Below are 18,760 nucleotides of genomic sequence, written 5' to 3' on the forward strand. Positions count from 1 at the left end.
GATCGTGTAGACCCGGATTTGCAGGCACGCTTGTTCTTCGCGACCTATTTCGGCGCGGTGCGACTGTGGCTGGCGTTGGAATCGCCGACCCCGGCGGGCGGCATCGCGGACCTGCGGGCGATGTTCGACCTGCTTGTCGCGGGCCTCGCGGCGGCGCCGGCCCCCCACCGGCAGCCCGCCGACGCCTGACCGTCAGAGCCCGCGCGCGAAGTCGAGGATCTCATCGCCGAGCCTGCTGTCGGCCGTCCCGAGATGAAAGATCTGCGTATAGTGATTGTGCCCCGACAGCACATGGGCGCGCGGCATCGTGCCGTCCCGCATCAGGCGCGCGCGCAGCAGCTCGACGAATTCGCGATGATAACGGTCGGGATCATATTGCGCGCAGGTGACGAGCAGCGGCACCGCCGTCTCCTCGACTGCCGCCCTCGGCAACTGGCGTGATCGCTGCTCGGCATCCTCCGAAAAGTAGCGGAAGTGCGATGAACCCGGATCGGGCGGGAGATAGCCGTAGCTGCCGGACATCAGCACCGCACCGACGATCCCCGGCGTATCTCCGGCGAGTTGAAGATAGGTCGCGACGTTGACCGCGCCGGCCGACGCCCCCATCAGGACGATCCGCCCGGCATCGCCGCCATAGCCGGCCGCTTCCCGCTGCAGCCAGGCGATCGCGCGCGCCACATCCTCGCCCTGCGCCGGCCAGCGGTGCGCGGGGGCGAGCCGATAGGACATGCACACACCGATGAAGCCGTTGGCGGCAGCGAAGCGGCCGACATTGGCCTCGAACGGATCGTCCGGGCCGCCCTTTCCCCCCGCGACGTGCCCGCCGCCATGGACCCATAACATGATCGGCGCCGGCGAACCCGCGTCTCGGGGCGTGTAGATATCGAGCAGATGGCGCTCGTCGGGGCCATATCGCACGTCGACGGCCCGTGCCGGCACCCGCTCGGCCAGGCGCAGCAATGCCGCGCGGTACGTATCCCGGGCGCTTTCCAGAGCCACTCGACCCAGCGCGCGATGCAGATGCGCCGGCACCTCGTTCGTCTGATCACCCGTCCCCATCTTCCGCTCCTCTCTCCACACAAAATGGACATATACCATAAGCGGACGGATTGCATGTTTCGTCGGGAAAGCGCAAAGCATATCGTGAATGGGACGTGGGCCGTGACGGGAGTCGCGCGCCAATGCGAGGTGGAGAGGATGTTGGGCATGGCCAAAGACGTGGACGTGATCATTATCGGGTTCGGACCCGCGGGGGAGGTTGCCGCCTCGCTCATCAGCCAGGGCGGCCACCGCGTGCTCGCGATCGACAAGGCGCCGGCGCCCTATGGGCAGCGGCGCATGAGCGCGATCGATGGCGAGATCGCCCGCGTGCTTCAGCATGCCGCCGATCCTAAGGAGGCGATGAGCGACGCCATCCCATCCAAGTTTCTGTTGCAGTTCGGCGCCGACGGTGAGCCGCTGCCGACGGTGCGGCACGATTACAAGATCTGCGGACACTGGCGTTCGTACGCATCGCACCAGCCACATATCGAGGCAGCGATGGAGCGGCGCATCGCCGAGTCGCCGTCGGCCGAATATCGCTGGGGCTGGCGCGCGACCAGGATCACGCAGGACGCGGATGGCGCCGAGGTGACGATCGAATCGGCGGCCGACCCCGAACAGCGCGAAATCGTGCGGGCGCGCTACGTCCTCGGCTTCGACGGTGCGAGCAGCTTCGTGCGTGACGAGGTTGGCATCGAACTCGACGTGCTTCATCAGCACGACGACGAGTGGATCCTGACCGATTTCCAGGCCAAGCATCCGCTGCCGGAGATCGTGATGACGGCGCAGTTCCGGATGGATCCGGCGCGCCCGTGGTTCGCCTGTGCCAATGGCTCGACGAAATGCCGGACCGACATTCGCGTGATGCCCGGGGAGAACCTCAAGGAGGAGCTGGCCAACGAGGATCATGCGTTCGAGTTCATGGAGCAACATTTCGGGCTGACCCGTGACGACATCAGCATCATCCGCCGCGTGGGCTATCGCTTCCGCTCGCAGATCGCGCGCCGGTTCCGCAACGGCCGAGTCTTCATCGGCGGTGATGCCGCACATGCGATGCCGCCGTTCATGGCGCAGGGGGCGTGCAGCGCGATGCGCGACGCGGCCAATATCGCGTGGAAGATGCGACTGGTGCTGTCGGGCACCGCCGACGAATCGCTGCTGGACACGTACGAAGCGGAGCGGATCCCGCATTCCGCTTTCTTCGTCCACGGCTCGCTCGCGACGCTGCGCTTCGTCAGCGAGACCGACCCGGTGAAGGCAGCGGAACGCGACGCGGCGGTGCGCGGCGGGCATGTCAAGTTTCCCGACTTCCCGGGGCTCGAGCACGGCATCGTGTATCGCACCCCAACCGGGGAACTGGCGCCACACGCCGGCCGACTCGCGCCGCAGGGCATCGTGCGGATCAACGGCGAAGAAGGGTTGATCGATGATCTCGTCGGCTATGGGCCGCAGCTCATCAGCCGCCTGCCCGTCACCGACATCCTCGACGCGGAGCAACTCGCCCGCCTGAAGCAGCTCGGCACCCGGATCGTGCACGTGTCCGACGACGAGAGCGGCGACGCTGTGGATGTCGACGGAACGTATCGCGATGTCTGGGATGCGACCGGCGCCTCCACGCTGCTGTCGCGCCCCGACGTGTATCTGTTCGGGGTTGCCGACAGCGAGCGCGAGATCGGCGATCTGGTCGACGCATTCCTGCGCGCCGTCCCGCCGCCGGCCGCCGCGCATGCCGAGCCGGTTCCCGCCATGGCGTGAAAAAAAGCGCCGGCGCGGCCCCATAGCGGGCGGCCGCGCCGGCGCATTCATGTGCTGGCGTGTGCCGGCACGTACCGGCACACGCTGCGATACTCAGGCGGGCTTGTCAGCCATCAGCACGGTGCCGACCCATCCCTCCGGCGCGTACCCTTCGATGATCGGCTGCTTGCGGCTGATCAACCAGCGGCCGTCATCCATCCGCTTGAACGAATCCCTCGTGCGGCCCCAATGATCGGGACGCGCCAGATCGGTGTAGACGATCGCGAAGCAATCGGCCTCCGCCGTCGTCGCGCTGGTGAAGGTGATGTGGATCGTCGTGATGTGGTGGCGGATGAAATTGGGCTCCTGTCCGTTCACCACCTTGTGGATCTCGCTGATCGGAACGGCCGGGCCGCCGGGCAGCACGAACTCGCCATCGGGCGTGAACAGCACCGCCATGCCGGCGAAGTCCGCCTTTTCCACCGCCATATTGGCATAGGCGTAGACGAGTTCGGTGATCTCCGATCGGGCGACCGCGCGCTCGATGCCGGTCAGGTATGTATCGGTCATAGGCAAAGATCCTCTCCTGCTACGGTCCTGGGTAATGTAATGTCCGATAGCGCTCGCACGCGACGGACGCAACGTGCCATCGAATGGGACAGCCGCCTTGTCACTTTAGAGGAATTGCCAAAATCCCGCGGAACATCGCTTGACACTCCTTATGCTATATCACATAGCTTTCCTAGGCGTATAAACGTCGTGTCACGCCGTGGTGCGCGACCATAAGAGAGAGAGGGGATGGCGTATGAAACGTGCAACCTTTGCAGCTATTCTGTTGGGCGGTGCGGCATTCCTGCCATCGACCGCCTGGTCGCAGACGGCACCGGCCGAGGGAAGCCAGAGCCTCGATCCGGCGGCATCAACCCCCGCGGTTCCTGCGGCAGGGACGCCGACCACCACACCGCCCGCAGCCGTCACGCCCGCTTCCCCGCAGGGTGACAGCGGCCTTGCCGACATCATCGTCACCGCGCAACGCACCGCCAGCACGGCGCAGCGCACCGCCGTCGCGCTGGACGTGATCGCGCCCGAAGCGGTGCAGCAGATCACCGAACCGCAATCGCTGACGAAGCTGGCCCCCGGCGTGCAATTCGGTAACGCGGGCGGCGCGTCGCCGGTCTTCTACGTTCGCGGCGTGGGCACGATCACCAGCCTGCCGTTCATCGATTCCGCGGTCGCCATCAACTTCGATGAGGTCTATCTCGGCCGTGCGACGTCGGCGTTCGGGCTCTATTACGATCTTGACCGCATCGAGGTGCTGAAGGGGCCGCAGGGGACGCTGTACGGGCGCAACGCGACCGGCGGCGCGATCAACATCGTACCGGCTCAGCCGCGCCTCGGTTTGAACGAGGTGAGCGGCACGATCAGCGTTGGCAATTACGAAGCGGCCAATGCGCAGGCGGCGGTGAACGTCGCGGTATCCGACAAGATCGCGCTGCGCGCATCCGGCATCGCCTACACCCACGCCGGCTATCAGACCGATGGCACCTATAGCGAGCGTGGCGCCGGTGGCCGTCTGCAGGCATTGTTCAAACCCAGCGAGGCGGTGTCGATCCGCCTCGCGGGCGATTACTTCCATCTCGGCGGAACGCTGTCCACCGGCGTGGTCCTGGGCAGCACCGATCCGCAGACCGGCGCCGTCGTCCCGTCGAACCTCGGCCCCGATGTCGGCCAGTTCGATCCGCGCACGGTGTCGTTTCTCAACTCCGCCTTCTCGACAACGGCCGGGGCGGCGATCGGCGCGTTGACGCAACGCCCCTATTCGAACAGCAACTTCTACGGCGTTTCCGCGCATGTCGACGCCGATCTCGGCGGGGCGAATCTCGCGATCGTCGGCGCATATCGCGGCGCCGACCTGGACTATGTCTCCAGCATCGGCTCATTCTCCTCCGGCGATCAGGAGAAGGACGATCAGTATAGCATCGAGGCGCGACTGAACGGCAAGGTCGGGCCATTCGACTGGCTCGTCGGCGGCCTTTATTTCAACGAGAAGGTGAATGCCGACGTCCAGGTCAACCAGATCGTCCTGGGCGTGAACCAGCGGCAGGATTTCCGCAACATCTCCTACGCCGGCTTCGGCAGCCTGAAGTGGAACCTGACCGACACGCTGCGGATCACCGGCGCGGGCCGCTATACGCAGGATATCAAGAAGTTCGACGGATCGGCATACACCGCCACGGCGATTTGCACCTCGCCGACGCGGCTTTGCCCGAACATTCGCCGCCTGCCGTCGGATGTCAGCAACCTGCCCGCGGTGCTGAACAGCCTGGGCTATGTCCAGTTCGCGCCGAACACGCCGTTCGTCGACGTGACCGGCACGTCGAACGTGATCTGGAGCGCGTCCAACCTTCCCGTCACCGGCCGGCAGGCCCCGAGCAAGTTCACCTATCGCGGCGCGATCGAATTCGAGCCGCGCCCCGAATCGCTGCTCTACGCCAGCGTCGAGACCGGCTATCGCTCGGGCGGTTTCTCCTTCTCCTCGATCGCGCCGCAATACGGGCCGGAGACGATCACCGCCTATACGATCGGCGCGAAGAACCGCTTCTTCGGCAACAAGCTGCAGCTGAACCTCGAAGGCTTCATCTGGAAATACAAGAATCAGCAGGTCACGCACATCGGGTTCTCGGCCGCGCGAAACGTGGAATATGTGACGGAGAATATCGGCCAGTCGACCAACAAGGGGTTCGAGGTCGACATGACCGCGCGCCCGCTGCGCAACACCACGCTGCATGCCGACGTCCAGTATCTCGACGCCCGCAACGACGATTTCGTGTTCACCGAAACCGATCCCAGCGCGCTGGCCGGCCTGCCGGCGGGAACGATCCCGTCCGTCACGAACTGCCCGCGCACGGTGGTGCCGAACACCGGGTTGTACCAGATCAATTGCTCCGGTCTGCGCGCGCAACGCTCGCCGACGTGGACGCTCAATCTGGGCGCGGAACAGGCGTTTGACCTCTCGTCGGACTATCGCCTGATCCTGGCCGGCAACACCCATTTCCAGACCAGCAGCATCGTCAATTTCGAGCGCCGGGCGTTCGGGATCCAGGACAGCTACTGGCTGTCGGACGCCTCGCTGACGCTGGCCGCGGCGGATGACAGCTGGAGCATCGGTGCGTTCGTCAACAACATCGAGGATACGCGGGTGAAGGGGATCACCAGTTATCTCGCCTCGACCGGGACGTATCAGGCCAATTACGCACCGCCGCGCACCTACGGCATGCGGCTGGGGTTCCGGATCAATTGATCGCGTTGGAACCAGCGCCTGTCGGACGTGGCATCGCATCGATGCCACGTCCAACGGCGTTGACCATCGGCAATAGAAAGCTATAGACAATAACGGTTTTGACGGAGGCCCGGATGGTCACCCATGTCGTGATCTTCACATGGCGCGACGGCGTGGCCAGCGACGTGATCGAGCGGCTGGCAGCCGCGCTGCAGGCGATGGCGCACGAGGTACGGCACCTGGCCGACATTCGCCATGGTCCGGACCTGCGCTTTCGCGACGGCAACGGCGATTATGGGCTGGTCGCGACCTTCGCCGACCATGCTGCCTGGCTCGCGTATCAGCAGCATCCGGCGCACAAGGCGTTCGTTCGCGATCATGTGACCCCGATCCAGGCACACCGCCGCACCATCCAGTTCTGACGCCCCACCGCCCCGTCACCCGATACGGAGACCGATCTCGTGGACCTGCCGACACCCGTCTACCGCCCTCCCTTCAATGTGACCCGCGCTAGCCATCTGGTTTCGCGTGTCAGCGATCTGGGGGCGAGCCGCGCCTTCTATTGCGACCTTCTCGGCCTCGTCGTCAGCGACGAAGATGCGAACACGCTGTGGCTGCGCGGGCTGGAAGAAGGATGCCATCACAGCATCGTGCTGAAACTCGGCGAGCCAGCGGTCGAGCGCGTCGGTCTGCGCGTGCTGACCGAGGAGGATCTCGATCTGCTCCAGGCGCATTTCGCCGCCGCCGGCTTTCCCACCGCCTGGGTCGAGGTCGCGCATCAGGGGCGCACGCTGCACACCACCGACCCGGCCGGGACCCCGCTCGAATTTTGCGCGACGATGGAGACGCGCCCCCGGCTGTTCGCGCATGCGGATCGCTACCACGGCGCCTGCGCCCTGCGGCTCGATCACTTCCAGATCGTCACCCAGGATGTGCGCCCCTGCCTCGATTTCTACAACAATATCGGCTTTCGGCTGACCGAATATGTGCTCGCGGACGACGAGCTGCAGATGATCTTCCTGCAGCGCAAGGGCAATCCGCACGACCTCGTCTTCGCGCGCCGCAACGGCCCGCGGCTCCACCACGTGGCATTGCAGGTGCCCGAAACGCATCACCTGATGCACGTCTGCGATCTGTTCGTTGTGGGCGAGCGGGAGGGGCAGATCGAGTTCGGTCCGGCACGCCACTTCAGCCCCGGGCTCGCACGCTTCCTCTACCTGCGCGACCCCGACGGGCATCGCGTCGAGCTGTTCCCCAGCCATTATCATACGATCGACATCGAGGATGAACCGATCGAATGGCAGGCGCCGGAGTTCAAGGTGGGCGGTTGGACGGTGCCACCCGATCGTTGGTGGAACGATACGATGGCGTTCGTCGAGACGGGCCGATGACGACCGTATCGGGCGCGGCCGCTGGCGGTCCGCCGCGATTGCTGGGCATGTCCGGCAGTCTGCGCGCCCAGGCCTATTCGACCACCATCCTCCAGGCGTTGGCCGAAACGGCGGCTGCCGCCGTCGACACGGCCGACATCGGCGCGCTACCGCACTTCGATCAGGATCTCTACGTTGACCCCCTGCCGCCGACAGTCGCGCGGCTACGGGCGCAGGTAGAGGCGGCCGACGGGCTGCTGATCGTCTCGCCTGAGTACAATCATGGCATCCCCGGAGTGCTCAAGAACGCCCTCGACTGGGCGTCACGACCGCACAATGCATCGCCTCTCTGCGGCAAGCCGGCGCTGATCATCACCTCATCCCTCGCCTTCACCGGGGGCGTGCGGGCGCAATATCAGATTCGCGAGACGCTCGTCTCCGCGCTGGCGCGGCCGGTCGCCTTCCCGGAGATCGTGATCGGTAATGTCGGCGACAAGATCGTCGAGGGCGCGCTGGTGCGCGCCGACGTCCTCGATGTCGCGCGCGCCGGCGTGGCCGCCTTGCTGGCGGAGATTGCCGCCCTCCGCGCCCGCGCCGGCTGATGCCGCTCAGGCGAGCAGCATCAACGCATCCAGCGCCACCGCGCCCTGCCCCTCGGGATAGACCAATACCGGGTTGATATCGATTTCGCGCACGCGCGGCTCGGCCCGCAGCAATCCGCCGACCGCCATCACGATGTCCGCCACCGCCCCGACATCAAGCGCGGGCGAGCCGCGATAGCCTGCCAGCAGCGCCGCTGCCTTCAGCCGGCCCAGTTCCGCCAGGATCGCCGCGCGTGGCAGATCGGCGGGCAGCAGCCGCACGTCGTGGTACAGTTCCGCCAGCACGCCGCCCATGCCGACCAGCACCACCGGCCCCCAGTCTGGGTCATTCCGGCCGCCGACGATCAGCTCGGTGCCGCGCGCGCCCATCCCCTCGATCAGCGCACCGTCGAGCCGGATCGTCGCGTCATAAGCCGCGACATTCGCAAACAGCCGATCCCACGCGGCGTCGAGCGCGGCTGCGTCGGCGATGTTGAGGATCACCCCGCCCGCATCGCTCTTGTGCGACAAGGCCGCCGCCTGCGCCTTCAAAACGACCGGATAGCCGATCGCCGCCGCCGCCGCGCGGGCCTGTTCGGCCGTCTCGGCGAATTGTCCGGCGGGAAAGCGGATACGCAGCGGCGCAAGCCATTGCTTGGCGCGATATTCGGGAACCACGCCGCCCTCGCCCGGCAGGTGGATGGCACCGCTAGGAATCGGCGGGGCCTCGTCCACGTCACTTTGCGCGGCGCCGGCGAGCCGTGCCACCGCGCGCAGCGCGCGATCGCCGGTCGGGAAATAGGCGACATTCAGCGCGCGCAGCGCGTCGATATAGCGTTCCGGAACCAGCGCACCCTCGTCCACGCCAGTGAAGATCACGGGCGTCGCGGGTCGCAGCTCTTCGATCGCGCGGATGATGAACGGGAATTTGCGATCGGCGATGCCCTCGTCGGTCTGGATGATCGACAGGACGATCGAGCCGATGCGGTCATCGCCCAGCAGCGCCGCGAACGCGCGGCCATATAGTTCGGGCTCGACCAATCCTTGTGCGGTCAGGTCGACCGGATTGGATACCGCCACGAAATCGGGCATCGCGGCCCGCAGCGCGGGGCATGAGGCGTCGGTGAACGGCGGAAGATCGAGCCCGACCTCCTCCGCGGTATCGAGCGCGAGCGCCTTGAACGCTCCCGATTCGGCGAAGATCGCGGTGCCGGGGCGCAGCGTGCCGTAACGCACCGCCAGCTCGAGCACGTCGCCATATTCCTCCAGATCGTGGCAGACGATCACCCCGGCGCGCGCCGCCAGCACGCGCATCACCTGGTGATCGCCCGCCATCGCGCCGGTGTGGGTGGCCGCGCTCTCGCGCGCGGCGGCGCTGCGGCCGGGGTGGAGCAGCACGACCGGCTTGCCGGCGGCCCGCGCACGCCGCGCCAGCGCCTGGAAGCGGCGGGGCTGCCGCAATTGCTCCGCCACGACGCCGATCACCTGCGTGTCGGGATCGTCGATCAGATAGTCGAAATAATCCTCCGCCCCGCTCTGTGCCTCGTTGCCGGTCGAAACATAATAGGACAGCGCCAGCCCCTTGGCGATCAGCGTGGTAGCGACCACCACCGCCATCGCACCCGACTGGCTGACCAGCCCGATCCGCGGCCCATCGCGCCTCTTCATCGGCGGCACGGTAACGAAGCTCAGTTCGATACCGTCGAGGAAGTTTATCATGCCAAGGCAGTTCGGCCCCATCAGCACCATGCCCGCATCGCGCGCGACCGCCGCGATCGCCTGCTGCTCGGCCAGCCCCGCCGCGCCGCCCTCGGCGAACCCGGCGGAGAAGATGATCGCACCGCCCACGCCGCGCGCGGCCAGCGCGCGCACCGTTTCCAGCACCGCATCGCGCGGGATCGCCAGTACCGCGACGTCCACTCCCTCGGGCAGGTCCGCCACCGACGCCAGACACGCCCGTCCCGCGATCTCGGCGCGACGCGGATTGATGAGGTGGATTGTCCCCGCATAGCCCTGCCGCTCCAGATTGGCGAGCAACTGGTAGCCGAGTGCACCGGGCGACGCGGATGCGCCGACGATCGCGACCGACGCGGGACGCAGCAGCCGCGCGATCGTCTCACGGGCGGGTGAGGCAGACAGGTCTGAAGTCATTCCGATACTCGTTCGGTGAGGCAGCAGCGGTGGCGCGGGTCAGCGCGCCGAATTCTGTTTCGCCAGGTCGTAAGCGCCGAGGCCCGGCTTGTAGCTCTTCTCGTCGATGAACTGCCGGATGCCTTCCTTCCGGCCCTCATTGTCGAACGAGTTCGCGGCCTCCTGCGCGCGGATCAGGTAATCCTCCGCATTGTCGTAGGTCATCTCGCGCACGCGGCGGATCGCGTCCTTGGTCGCCTTCAACGCGATCGGATTCTTCTTGAGCAGCACCTGCGTCATCGCTGTCACGCGGTCTTTCAGGTCGGCGAGCGGCACCGCCTCGTTGACGAGCCCCCATGCCGCCGCAGTGGCGCCATCGACATTCTCGCCCATCATGGCGTGGTACATCGCGTTGCGGAACGACATCAGCTCGGTTGCGATCTTGGTCGCACCGCCGCCCGGCAGGATACCCCAGTTGATCTCCGACAATCCGAACTGCGCCTCGTTCGCCGCGACGGCGAGGTCGCAGGCGAACAGCGGGCCGTATCCGCCGCCGAAGCACCAGCCGTTGACCATCGCGATCGTCGGCTTCTGATACCAGCGCAGCCGCCGCCACCAGCCATAGGATTCGCGCTGCGCCTGCCGCGTCGCGCCCAGTCCGCGCGCTTCGGTCTCGCGGAAATATTCCTTGAGATCCATCCCGGCGGACCACGCCGTCCCCTCACCCGACAGCACCAGCACCCCGACGTCGTCGCGGAATTCGAGCTGCGCGAGCACCGCATCCATTTCCTGGTTGAGCGTCGGCGACATGCAGTTGCGCTTGTCCGCCCGGTTGAAGCGCACCCAGGCAACGCGGTCGACAACATCGTAGGCGACGGTGCCCTTCGGGCTGGTATCAGTCATAGCGTATATCCTCGATCAGATGGGGTAATGGCCGGGCTGGGTCTCGATCGTGATCCAGCGCAGCTCGGTAAAGGCGTCGATCCCGGCCTTGCCGCCGAAGCGGCCGTAACCGGAGGCCTTGACGCCGCCGAAGGGCATCTGCGCTTCGTCATGCACGGTCGGCCCGTTGACGTGGCAGATGCCGGACTTGATCCGCCGCGCGACGCGCAGTCCGCGCGCGGTATCGCGGGTGAACACGCTCGCCGACAAGCCGTAGTCGGTGTCATTCGCGAGCGCGATCGCCTGTTCCTCGTCGCGCGCGCGGACCATCGCGACAACCGGACCAAAGCTCTCCTCGCGGAACAGCTTCATGTCCGGGGTCACGCCATCGACGACATGCGGCGGCATCAGTACGCCGTCCGCCTCGCCGCCACTCAACAGCGTCGCGCCGGCGGCGATGGCATCCGCGACAAGGCCGCGAACGTGATCGACGGTCCGGCCGTCCACCACCGCCCCTAGCGGCGCCTCGCCCTTGCGCGGATCGCCGACCGTCATCGTCGCGACCTTCGCGCGGAGGCGATCGGCGAACTCGTCCGCGATCGCGTCCACCACGATGATCCGCTCGGTCGACATGCAGATCTGGCCCTGGTTCATGAACGCCCCGAACGCCGCAGCCTTCACCGCCTCGTCGAGGTCGGCGTCCTCCAGCACCAGCAACGGCGCCTTCCCGCCCAGTTCGAGGAGGCACGGTTTCAGATGCTCGGCCGCACGCTTCGCGATGATCCGACCGACCTGCGTGGAGCCGGTGAAGTTGATCCGACGCACTGCCGGGTGATCGATCAGCGCGCCGACCACCTCGGGCGCGTCGTCAGGCGCGTTGGTGACAAGCGACACCGCGCCATCGGGCAGCCCGGCATCGGCGAAGGCGCCGGCGATCTCGGCATGCGTCTGCGGACACATTTCGCTCGCCTTGAAGACGACGGTATTGCCGCACGCGAGCGGCATCGCGATCGCGCGTACCGCCAGAATGATCGGCGCGTTCCACGGCGCGATCCCCAGGATCACGCCGACCGGCTCGCGCAATGCCATCGCGATGCAGCCGGGCTTGTCCGACGGGATCACCTCGCCGCCGATCTGGGTGGTCATCGCCGCCGCCTCGCGGATGATGCCCGCGGCGAGCGAGAGATTGAACCGCGCCCACCCTTCGGTGGCGCCGATCTCCTCCTGCATCGCCGCGATCAGCCGGTCGCCGCGCGCAATCAGCGCGTCCGCCGCGGCATTCAACGCGGCACGTCGCGCCCCCGGCCCAAGCACCGACCAGGCGGCAAAGGCGCGCTCCGCCGCCGCCGCCGCACCGATGGCATCCGCGACGCGCATCGCGGGCGCGGAGGAGGCGACCTCCCCCGTCATTGGATTCAAACGTTCGAACGATCGATCGGTCAACCGCCCCTCCCCAAGTGTTATGAGATATAGCTATAACAGCAGAATTGTCATTGTCGATGGCAATCGGCAATATTGCGCAATGGATTCAGCCGAACACGCCAGCGCACCCGCCGGCATCATCAACCCGCTCGAGGAGCGACTGGGCTATCAATTGCGGCGCGCGTCGACCGTCATGCAGGCCGACCTGACGAAGGCGCTATCCGGCCTGTCGCTGCGACCGCACGAAGCCTCGGCATTGCTGCTGATCGAAAAGAACCCGGGAATCACGCAGAGCGAGATCGGCCGGTCGCTGGGGATCAAGCGCGCCAACATGGCACCGATCGCGGCCATGCTGTCGAATCGGCACCTGGTCGAACGCTCGCGTTTCGATGGTCGGTCGCAGGGATTGCGGCTGTCGCCGGAGGGCGAAGCGCTCGCGCATACGGTGCACAAGCGGATGAACGTGCACGAGGCGCGTTTCCTTCCCGAACTGTCACCCTCCGAACGCGTCGCGCTGACGAGCGCGATCGCGAAAGTGTGGGCGGACGAGGACTGAACCGCGTCAGGCCGCTCGCCGCTCGGATGCGGCGGCGGGCGCGTCGGGCGGGGGCAGCTGGCGCAGGAAATCGTCGACCAGCGCCGGCACGTCGCTGTCGCCGGTCGCGATCCCGAACAGATAGAAGTCGGCGCGCGCCAGAAACGCCGATGCGCCGGTCTCCTCGAAGAAGGCGCGGTACGTGCCTTCCACATCCGCCAGAACAGCCGCCTCGGCGTCCCCGATATGGAGCACATGGATGCCGAGATCGGCGAGCCGCGCCATCCGCTCCTCGCCCAGCATCCCGGCCAGCGGCAGCCGGCTCACCAACTGCCCGCCGAACCCGATCAGATCGTCCACCAGCGCTTCGCGCCCGCCCTGACCGACGACGCCCTGCGGCGCCAAACTGCCCGCAAGCGACGCAAGCCCGCCGTCCGGCGCGCGGCGGACGACCCCCGCCACAAGGCCGGGGAAGGGCGGAAACTTGACATGGCCGGCGCGGACGGCCGCGTCCCGCGCCGCCGCTTCGGCCGGATCGGTGATGTTCACCGCGCGCAGCATCGCGAGCGAACCGTGAACGAAGAAGGAGGCGTGCGGCAGCCGCTCGGGCTCGTAACTGTCGAGCAGCGATTCGTCCGTCGCACCCGACAGCACCAGCCGCAATTTCCACGCGATGTTGATCGCATCGCGCATCGCCGAACAAGCGCCCTGCCCCATGAACGGCGGCATCGCATGCGCGGCGTCGCCGCCGATGAAGACGCGCCCGGCACGGAAGCGACGCGCGATCTGCGAGCGGAAACGATAGCCGACACGCCGCGTCATCACGATGTCTTCGCGCGTCAGCCCGAACTTCTCTTCCATGAAGGCATAGCCCTGGTCCCTGTCGGCGACCATCGCATCGAGATCCTCGCCCGGCATCACCCGCATGTCCGTCCGGCAACGATTGAGACCGTTCGATCCGCCGAACCACGGGCGCTTGGGGTCCATACGGAACTGCGCCGTCATCGCGATCGCGGGCAGTGGGCGGAGCGCGTTGAAATCGGTGAGGATCCAGCGATCGTCATGCTCGTGCAGCACATCCAGATCGATCCCCACCGCGCCGCGCACGAAGCTGCTCGCGCCGTCGAAACCCAACAGATAGCGTGCGCGAACCGTCTCCGTTTGGGCGGGATCGGCGACCGACGCGATCTCGGCAGTGACGCCGTCATCGTCCTGCGCGATACGGATCGCGCGCCAGCCCCAGCGGAATTCGGCGGACGGGCATTGCGTGACGCGCCGCTCCATCGCTTGCTCGATATGGGGCTGGTGAAGGTTATAGGCGCGCCAATTGCCCGACACGCGATAATCGAGGCTGATCTCGGGCAGCGGCTGATCCTGCGAGTCGAATTGAAGCAGGACCTTGGACGCGATCGCCTCGGCCATCGCCTCCTTCGGATCGGCCGCGTGCTGCAGGACACGGGCAATCTCGCCATCAAGCTGGCTCATCCGCGGCTCGCCATACGGGGCCGCGGCCTTGTCAATCGCCAGCACGCGGTGCCCCGCCTGCGCCAGCAGCGATGTCGCCACCTCGCCGCCGGGGCCGAATCCGATCACGAGCACTTCCACGTCGGTCGCCATCGCCTGTCGCTCTCCTTCGATCGCCGGGGCTGCCGCCCGCCCGGTCGATGCGCCATCATAATCACGCTAGGATTGTCATTCAATATAGCAATTTTTCGTGTCGACCGCTTGTCTGGCTCTGCCCGGTTCGTTATCCCTCATGACAGAAACGACCTGCCGCTACGGGCGGCGATGCGCGGGCGGACACGCCGCGCGACAGGAGAGAAGACAGCCATGACGGTGACGATCACGCGCGACCTCCGCTACGCCACGGTCGACGGCCAGCCGCTTCTCGCCGACCTCTACCGCCCGCAGGGCGCTGGCACCCCGCCGGTCTGTCTTTATATGCACGGCGGCGGCTTCCAGTTCGGATCGCGCGGCGACGACTCGGAGCAGCGGCTGGCGGCGATGGCCGGCCACGGGATCGCCGTGCTGTCGATCGACTATCGCCTCACCCCGGCCAAGTTCCCCGATCAGCTCCACGACGTGAAGGCGGCGGTACCCTGGTTGCGCGCCAACGCCGCCGAGCACGGCGTCGCGGGCGAGCGGATCGGCGCATGGGGCGCGTCGGCGGGGGCGATCCTGGCGGCGCTGGCGGGGCTGACGGGCGATCGCGACGACCTGGAGGGAGCGGTCGGCGATCACGCCGACCGTTCGAGCCGGGTGGATGCGGTCGTCACCTGGTTCGGCGTGTTCGACATGTTGTCGAGCGCGCTGCGCAGCGGGCTGGAAGCGCGGCTGATGCCGCACGAATTCAGCGCGACCTATCTCGGGGTTGGTGGACATGCCGATGTCGCGGGACTGGGCGAGGCGGCACGCGCGGCGAGCCCGCTCGACCTCGTCACCGGCAGCGCGCCGCCGTTCCTGATCGCGCACGGTGACCGCGACCGCATGGCACCGATGGCCGAGAGCCAGGCGCTGCATGACCGGCTGGTCCGTGCCGGGGCGCCATCATCGCTGCTGCTGGTCGGCGGCGCGGGACACGAGGGCGCGGCGTTCGAGGCGCCCGCCAATCTCGCGCTCACCGCGGCGTTTTTGAAGGTGCATCTGGGCGCGGCCTGATCCGCCGCGCCGCAGGTGCCGGACGGTCAGCCGAACAGGCCCGAATAGGTATCGCGCAGCGCCGCCTTCTGAATCTTGCCCATCGCGTTGCGCGGCAATTCGGGCACGAAGACCACACGCTTGGGCTGCTTGAAGCGTGCGAGGCGCCCGTCGATCGCGGTCAGCACCCCCGCCTCGTCCAGCGCCGGATCGCGGCTTTGCACCACCGCCACCACGCCCTCGCCGAAATCACGATGCGGCACGCCGATCACCGCGCTTTCCGCGATCCCGGCAACCTCGTCGAGCAGCGCCTCCACCTCCGCCGGATAGACGTTGAAGCCGCCCGAGATGATGAGATCCTTCGCCCGCCCGACGATGTGGACATAGCCGTCCGCATCGATCTTGCCGAGATCGCCGGTGATGAAGAACCCATCGGCGCGGAATTCCTGCGCGGTCTTCTCCGGCATCTGCCAATAGCCAGCGAAGACGTTCGGCCCGCGCACCTCGATCACGCCGACCGACTCGCCATCAAGCGGGGTGCCGCTCTCCGCATCCGCAATGCGGACTTCGACTCCCGGCAGCGGGAAACCCACGCTACCGGGCACCCGCGCCCCGTCATAGGGGTTGGAGGTGATCATGTTGGTCTCGGTCATGCCGTAGCGTTCGAGGATCGCATGGCCGGTCCGTTCCGAAAAGGCCCGGTGGGTCTCGGCGGAAAGCGGTGCCGATCCCGAGATGAACAGCCGCATCTCTGCCGCTGCCGCGCGGGTGAAGCGGGGGTCGTCGAGCAGGCGGGTATAGAAGGTCGGCACGCCCATCATCGTCGTCGCCTGCGGCATCAGACGCAGCAATTCCCCCACGTCGAACCGGGGCAGGAAGATCATCGCCGCACGCGCGCATATGATCGTGTTGGTCGCCACGAACAGGCCGTGGGTATGGAAGATCGGTAGCGCGTGCAGCAGGCGGTCGTCGGCAGTAAAGCGCCAATAATCACGCAACGTCAATGCGTTGCTCAACAGGTTCGCGTGGGTCAGCATCGCGCCCTTCGAACGCCCCGTGGTGCCCGAGGTGTAGAGGATCGCGGCCAGATCATCGCCCGCCCGGGCGACGTTCGCGAACGCGGCCGGGTGGCTGCGCGCCGCCTCGATCAGGCTGCCCGCCCCCGTCGCGTCAAGCGACAGGCAGTGCGCGACGCCAAGTTCGGTGTACAAGTCGTGCATCGCCGCCTCGTCCGCCGCACGGCAGACGAACACAGCGGGCCGCGCATCCGCCAGGAAATAGCGAACTTCGTCGGGCGTGTAGGCGGTATTGAGCGGCAGGAACACCGCACCCGCGCGCAACGCCGCCAGATAGACGAGCAGGGCCGGAACGCTCTTCTCCGCCTGCAAGGCGATGCGGTCCCCCGGCGTGACGCCGAGGGCGACGAACAGATTCGCCAGCCGACCGGCTTCGTCCCACGCCTGCGCATAGCTGCGCGAGGTGCCGTCCGGCAGGATCAGGAACGGGGTGTCGCCTGCGTCCGCAACGGCCGCGGCCATGACCTCCGTGATCGTCTCCGTCATACGCGCGTCAACTCCGTCTGGCTTGCTTGGCGCGCGCTGGCTTTGGCTGGCGCCCCCCATGTCACCGTCCCATCGGCGATAAAGGAGTCGCGGTTCGCCTCCAGCGTCGACAGGTCGTAAAGATAATTTACCATCAGCCCCAGGCTCGCACCAAGCCCGTGCGCGGACACGTCGCCCGCCGGGCACAGCCGTTCGAGCCGTGCGCCATTGCCAAGGTGGAAACGCGCGACCGGATCACGTGGCCGCCCCTTCCGATCCTTGGCATGCGTGAAATAGTCGACCGCGAGCGGCAGCACGCGGCTGTCCGCCGGCACCTGCCCGCCGGTCGCCTCGGCAAGGGCCTCGACCGCCTCTTCCCGCCCCGCGGCCGCCTGCTCGCGCACCCAGGGGCCGAAACCCGGCACGGGCGACAGCGTGACGAACTGCGACAGATTCGGCAGCTCGCGCAGCAGATCCTCGACCACCTGCTGGATCAGATGGTGCCCGAACGACACGCCCTGCAAGCCGCGCTGACAATTGCTGATCGAGTAGAACATCGCCGCCCGCGCGGCGCCCGGCGGAATGACGTCGCGATCGGGCGCGAGGATCGTCTGTATCGACGGCACGATCGCGGGCGTGAGCGCCACTTCGATAAAGATCAGCGGCTCGTCGAGCAGCGCCGGGTGAAAGAAGGCGTAGCAACGCCGATCCGCCGGCGCGAGCCGCTCGCGCAGGTCGCGCCACGATTCGATCGAGTGGACCGCTTCATAGCGGATGATCTTTTCAAGCAGATCGGCCGGGCTCGACCAGTCGATCCGCCGCATCACCAGAAAGCCGCGGTTGAACCACGAGCGGAAGAGGTGCAGCAGATCGTCGTCAAGTTGCTTGAGGTCGGGTCGCCGCGGCAGCACGTCCAGCACGTCCTCTCGCAGCCGCACCAGCGCGGCAGTGCCCAGCGGCGCCTGGTTGATACGACGGAACAGCTCCTGACGCGGCGCTTCGGACAGGCTGGCCAGTCGGTTCGCGGCTTCGGGCCCAGGATTATCCAGATACGCCTCGCAGGCGCGCCTCAACGCCGCCTCATCGGGGCCGAACGCCTCCGCGAGCACCGTCAGCATCTCTTCGCGCTGCGCGTCCGGCAAGCTGCTATAACCCTGGATAAACGACGCCGGGAGCGCGGTGCCCGCGGCATGCGCACGCTCCGACAGCAACCGGCGCGCGCTAAGCTCCAACTGTTCGACGGCATGTTGCCCCGGCACGACGCGATCGCCGCCGCTGCCGTCGGGACGCCATCCGCCGAAGCGCCGCGCCGAGCGCACGAGAGAATCGAGGAAGGCGCGCATCGATCGCGCCTGGGAGGGCGACAGGTCGGTCATCGGTCGTGCCTCGCGCTGCGTGAAGTCATGCGTAGCATGTTCGCTCCTCTAACCCTGCCTCGCCACCCCTGCCCCGTTACCTCAGTTCCGGGCCAGACGGGCACCGCCGCTCGCCCGCGCGGCGATCGTTACGGCCGGCGCTGGTCGGCCGCGACAATGCGGTTGGTGACCTTGCCGACCTTGCCGATTTCCACTTCGACGACATCGCCAGGCTTCATGAACAACGGCGGC

General features: G+C 67.0%; 16 protein-coding genes. 8 read left to right on the forward strand and 8 right to left on the reverse strand.

The window, feature by feature from the left end:
* Window positions 1–189: hypothetical protein (locus ACFDSW_RS03970; protein WP_375248979.1), on the forward strand; the 189-nt coding region annotated here is incomplete at its 5' end.
* Between the two features lie 3 nt (window positions 190–192).
* Here the strand turns inward: ACFDSW_RS03970 and ACFDSW_RS03975 are convergent.
* Window positions 193–1,059 (reverse strand): alpha/beta hydrolase, encoded by an 867-nt coding sequence (locus ACFDSW_RS03975; RefSeq protein WP_375248980.1) that lies wholly within the window; start codon window positions 1,057–1,059, stop codon window positions 193–195.
* Between the two features lie 147 nt (window positions 1,060–1,206).
* Between ACFDSW_RS03975 and ACFDSW_RS03980 the strand changes: the two genes are divergently transcribed.
* Window positions 1,207–2,796, forward strand: coding sequence for a bifunctional 3-(3-hydroxy-phenyl)propionate/3-hydroxycinnamic acid hydroxylase (locus tag ACFDSW_RS03980; protein WP_375248981.1), 1,590 nt, complete (start codon window positions 1,207–1,209; stop codon window positions 2,794–2,796).
* Between the two features lie 93 nt (window positions 2,797–2,889).
* Here the strand turns inward: ACFDSW_RS03980 and ACFDSW_RS03985 are convergent, their stop codons facing one another.
* On the reverse strand, window positions 2,890–3,345 hold the full coding sequence (locus tag ACFDSW_RS03985) for a nuclear transport factor 2 family protein (RefSeq protein WP_375248982.1): 456 nt from the start codon (window positions 3,343–3,345) through the stop codon (window positions 2,890–2,892).
* A 235-nt stretch (window positions 3,346–3,580) separates the two neighbouring features.
* Here ACFDSW_RS03985 and ACFDSW_RS03990 point away from each other — a divergent pair, with 235 nt between their 5' ends.
* The 4 genes from ACFDSW_RS03990 (at window position 3,581) to ACFDSW_RS04005 (ending at window position 8,027) form a co-directional block, all read left to right on the forward strand.
* Window positions 3,581–6,076 carry a TonB-dependent receptor domain-containing protein gene (locus ACFDSW_RS03990; RefSeq protein WP_375248983.1) on the forward strand — a complete coding sequence of 832 codons (2,496 nt, stop codon included), beginning with the start codon at window positions 3,581–3,583 and terminating at the stop codon, window positions 6,074–6,076.
* A 113-nt stretch (window positions 6,077–6,189) separates the two neighbouring features.
* Window positions 6,190–6,477, forward strand: coding sequence for a Dabb family protein (locus ACFDSW_RS03995; protein WP_375248984.1), 288 nt, complete (start codon window positions 6,190–6,192; stop codon window positions 6,475–6,477).
* Window positions 6,478–6,555: 78 nt separating this feature from the next.
* The gene (locus tag ACFDSW_RS04000) at window positions 6,556–7,446 is read left to right on the forward strand and encodes a VOC family protein (RefSeq protein ID WP_375248985.1); all 891 of its coding nucleotides are present in this window, start codon (window positions 6,556–6,558) and stop codon (window positions 7,444–7,446) included.
* Window positions 7,443–8,027: an NADPH-dependent FMN reductase gene (locus tag ACFDSW_RS04005; protein WP_375248986.1), complete on the forward strand. Its 585-nt coding sequence runs from the start codon at window positions 7,443–7,445 to the stop codon at window positions 8,025–8,027. The genes ACFDSW_RS04000 and ACFDSW_RS04005 overlap by 4 nt, the downstream gene beginning before the upstream one ends.
* A 6-nt stretch (window positions 8,028–8,033) precedes the next feature.
* Here the strand turns inward: ACFDSW_RS04005 and ACFDSW_RS04010 are convergent, their stop codons facing one another.
* Genes ACFDSW_RS04010 through ACFDSW_RS04020 form a run of 3 tightly spaced genes read right to left on the reverse strand, consistent with a single transcriptional unit; the run spans window position 8,034 to window position 12,461 of the window.
* A complete protein-coding gene (locus ACFDSW_RS04010; protein ID WP_375248987.1) occupies window positions 8,034–10,157 on the reverse strand; it encodes an acetate--CoA ligase family protein in 2,124 nt (707 codons plus the stop codon).
* A 39-nt stretch (window positions 10,158–10,196) separates the two neighbouring features.
* On the reverse strand, window positions 10,197–11,039 hold the full coding sequence (locus ACFDSW_RS04015) for a p-hydroxycinnamoyl CoA hydratase/lyase (RefSeq protein WP_375248988.1): 843 nt from the start codon (window positions 11,037–11,039) through the stop codon (window positions 10,197–10,199).
* A gap of 15 nt (window positions 11,040–11,054) precedes the next feature.
* Window positions 11,055–12,461: an aldehyde dehydrogenase gene (locus ACFDSW_RS04020; protein WP_375248989.1), complete on the reverse strand. Its 1,407-nt coding sequence runs from the start codon at window positions 12,459–12,461 to the stop codon at window positions 11,055–11,057.
* Between the two features lie 79 nt (window positions 12,462–12,540).
* Between ACFDSW_RS04020 and ACFDSW_RS04025 the strand changes: the two genes are divergently transcribed.
* Complete coding sequence (locus ACFDSW_RS04025; protein ID WP_375248990.1) at window positions 12,541–12,996, forward strand: MarR family winged helix-turn-helix transcriptional regulator; 456 nt, start codon at window positions 12,541–12,543, stop codon at window positions 12,994–12,996.
* A gap of 6 nt (window positions 12,997–13,002) precedes the next feature.
* Here ACFDSW_RS04025 and ACFDSW_RS04030 read toward each other — a convergent pair whose 3' ends face one another.
* Window positions 13,003–14,592, reverse strand: coding sequence for a bifunctional 3-(3-hydroxy-phenyl)propionate/3-hydroxycinnamic acid hydroxylase (locus ACFDSW_RS04030; protein WP_375248991.1), 1,590 nt, complete (start codon window positions 14,590–14,592; stop codon window positions 13,003–13,005).
* A 213-nt stretch (window positions 14,593–14,805) separates the two neighbouring features.
* Between ACFDSW_RS04030 and ACFDSW_RS04035 the strand changes: the two genes are divergently transcribed.
* Window positions 14,806–15,633, forward strand: a complete 828-nt coding sequence (locus ACFDSW_RS04035) for an alpha/beta hydrolase fold domain-containing protein (RefSeq protein ID WP_375248992.1) — start codon at window positions 14,806–14,808, stop codon at window positions 15,631–15,633.
* A gap of 26 nt (window positions 15,634–15,659) precedes the next feature.
* Here ACFDSW_RS04035 and ACFDSW_RS04040 read toward each other — a convergent pair whose 3' ends face one another.
* On the reverse strand, window positions 15,660–17,234 hold the full coding sequence (locus ACFDSW_RS04040; RefSeq protein WP_375248993.1) for a malonyl-CoA synthase: 1,575 nt from the start codon (window positions 17,232–17,234) through the stop codon (window positions 15,660–15,662).
* A complete protein-coding gene (locus tag ACFDSW_RS04045) occupies window positions 17,171–18,529 on the reverse strand; it encodes a malonyl-CoA decarboxylase domain-containing protein (RefSeq protein WP_375248994.1) in 1,359 nt (452 codons plus the stop codon). The genes ACFDSW_RS04040 and ACFDSW_RS04045 overlap by 64 nt, the downstream gene beginning before the upstream one ends.
* Between the last annotated feature and the right edge of the window lie 231 nt (window positions 18,530–18,760).

Source organism: Sphingomonas sp., from assembly GCF_042091075.1.
In the GTDB taxonomy this organism is placed as follows: domain Bacteria; phylum Pseudomonadota; class Alphaproteobacteria; order Sphingomonadales; family Sphingomonadaceae; genus Sphingomonas.

Excerpts from the sequence above, each read along its gene's own strand:
- ACFDSW_RS03975 (WP_375248980.1), bottom strand. The coding sequence starts at position 1,059 with ATGGGGACGGGTGATCAGACGAACGAGGTGCCGGCGCATCTGCATCGC.
- ACFDSW_RS03980 (WP_375248981.1), top strand. The coding sequence starts at position 1,207 with ATGGCCAAAGACGTGGACGTGATCATTATCGGGTTCGGACCCGCGGGG.
- ACFDSW_RS03985 (WP_375248982.1), bottom strand. The coding sequence starts at position 3,345 with ATGACCGATACATACCTGACCGGCATCGAGCGCGCGGTCGCCCGATCG.
- ACFDSW_RS03990 (WP_375248983.1), top strand. The coding sequence starts at position 3,581 with ATGAAACGTGCAACCTTTGCAGCTATTCTGTTGGGCGGTGCGGCATTC.
- ACFDSW_RS03995 (WP_375248984.1), top strand. The coding sequence starts at position 6,190 with ATGGTCACCCATGTCGTGATCTTCACATGGCGCGACGGCGTGGCCAGC.
- ACFDSW_RS04005 (WP_375248986.1), top strand. The coding sequence starts at position 7,443 with ATGACGACCGTATCGGGCGCGGCCGCTGGCGGTCCGCCGCGATTGCTG.
- ACFDSW_RS04010 (WP_375248987.1), bottom strand. The coding sequence starts at position 10,157 with ATGACTTCAGACCTGTCTGCCTCACCCGCCCGTGAGACGATCGCGCGG.
- ACFDSW_RS04015 (WP_375248988.1), bottom strand. The coding sequence starts at position 11,039 with ATGACTGATACCAGCCCGAAGGGCACCGTCGCCTACGATGTTGTCGAC.
- ACFDSW_RS04025 (WP_375248990.1), top strand. The coding sequence starts at position 12,541 with ATGGATTCAGCCGAACACGCCAGCGCACCCGCCGGCATCATCAACCCG.
- ACFDSW_RS04030 (WP_375248991.1), bottom strand. The coding sequence starts at position 14,592 with ATGGCGACCGACGTGGAAGTGCTCGTGATCGGATTCGGCCCCGGCGGC.
- ACFDSW_RS04035 (WP_375248992.1), top strand. The coding sequence starts at position 14,806 with ATGACGGTGACGATCACGCGCGACCTCCGCTACGCCACGGTCGACGGC.
- ACFDSW_RS04040 (WP_375248993.1), bottom strand. The coding sequence starts at position 17,234 with ATGGGGGGCGCCAGCCAAAGCCAGCGCGCGCCAAGCAAGCCAGACGGA.
- ACFDSW_RS04045 (WP_375248994.1), bottom strand. The coding sequence starts at position 18,529 with ATGACCGACCTGTCGCCCTCCCAGGCGCGATCGATGCGCGCCTTCCTC.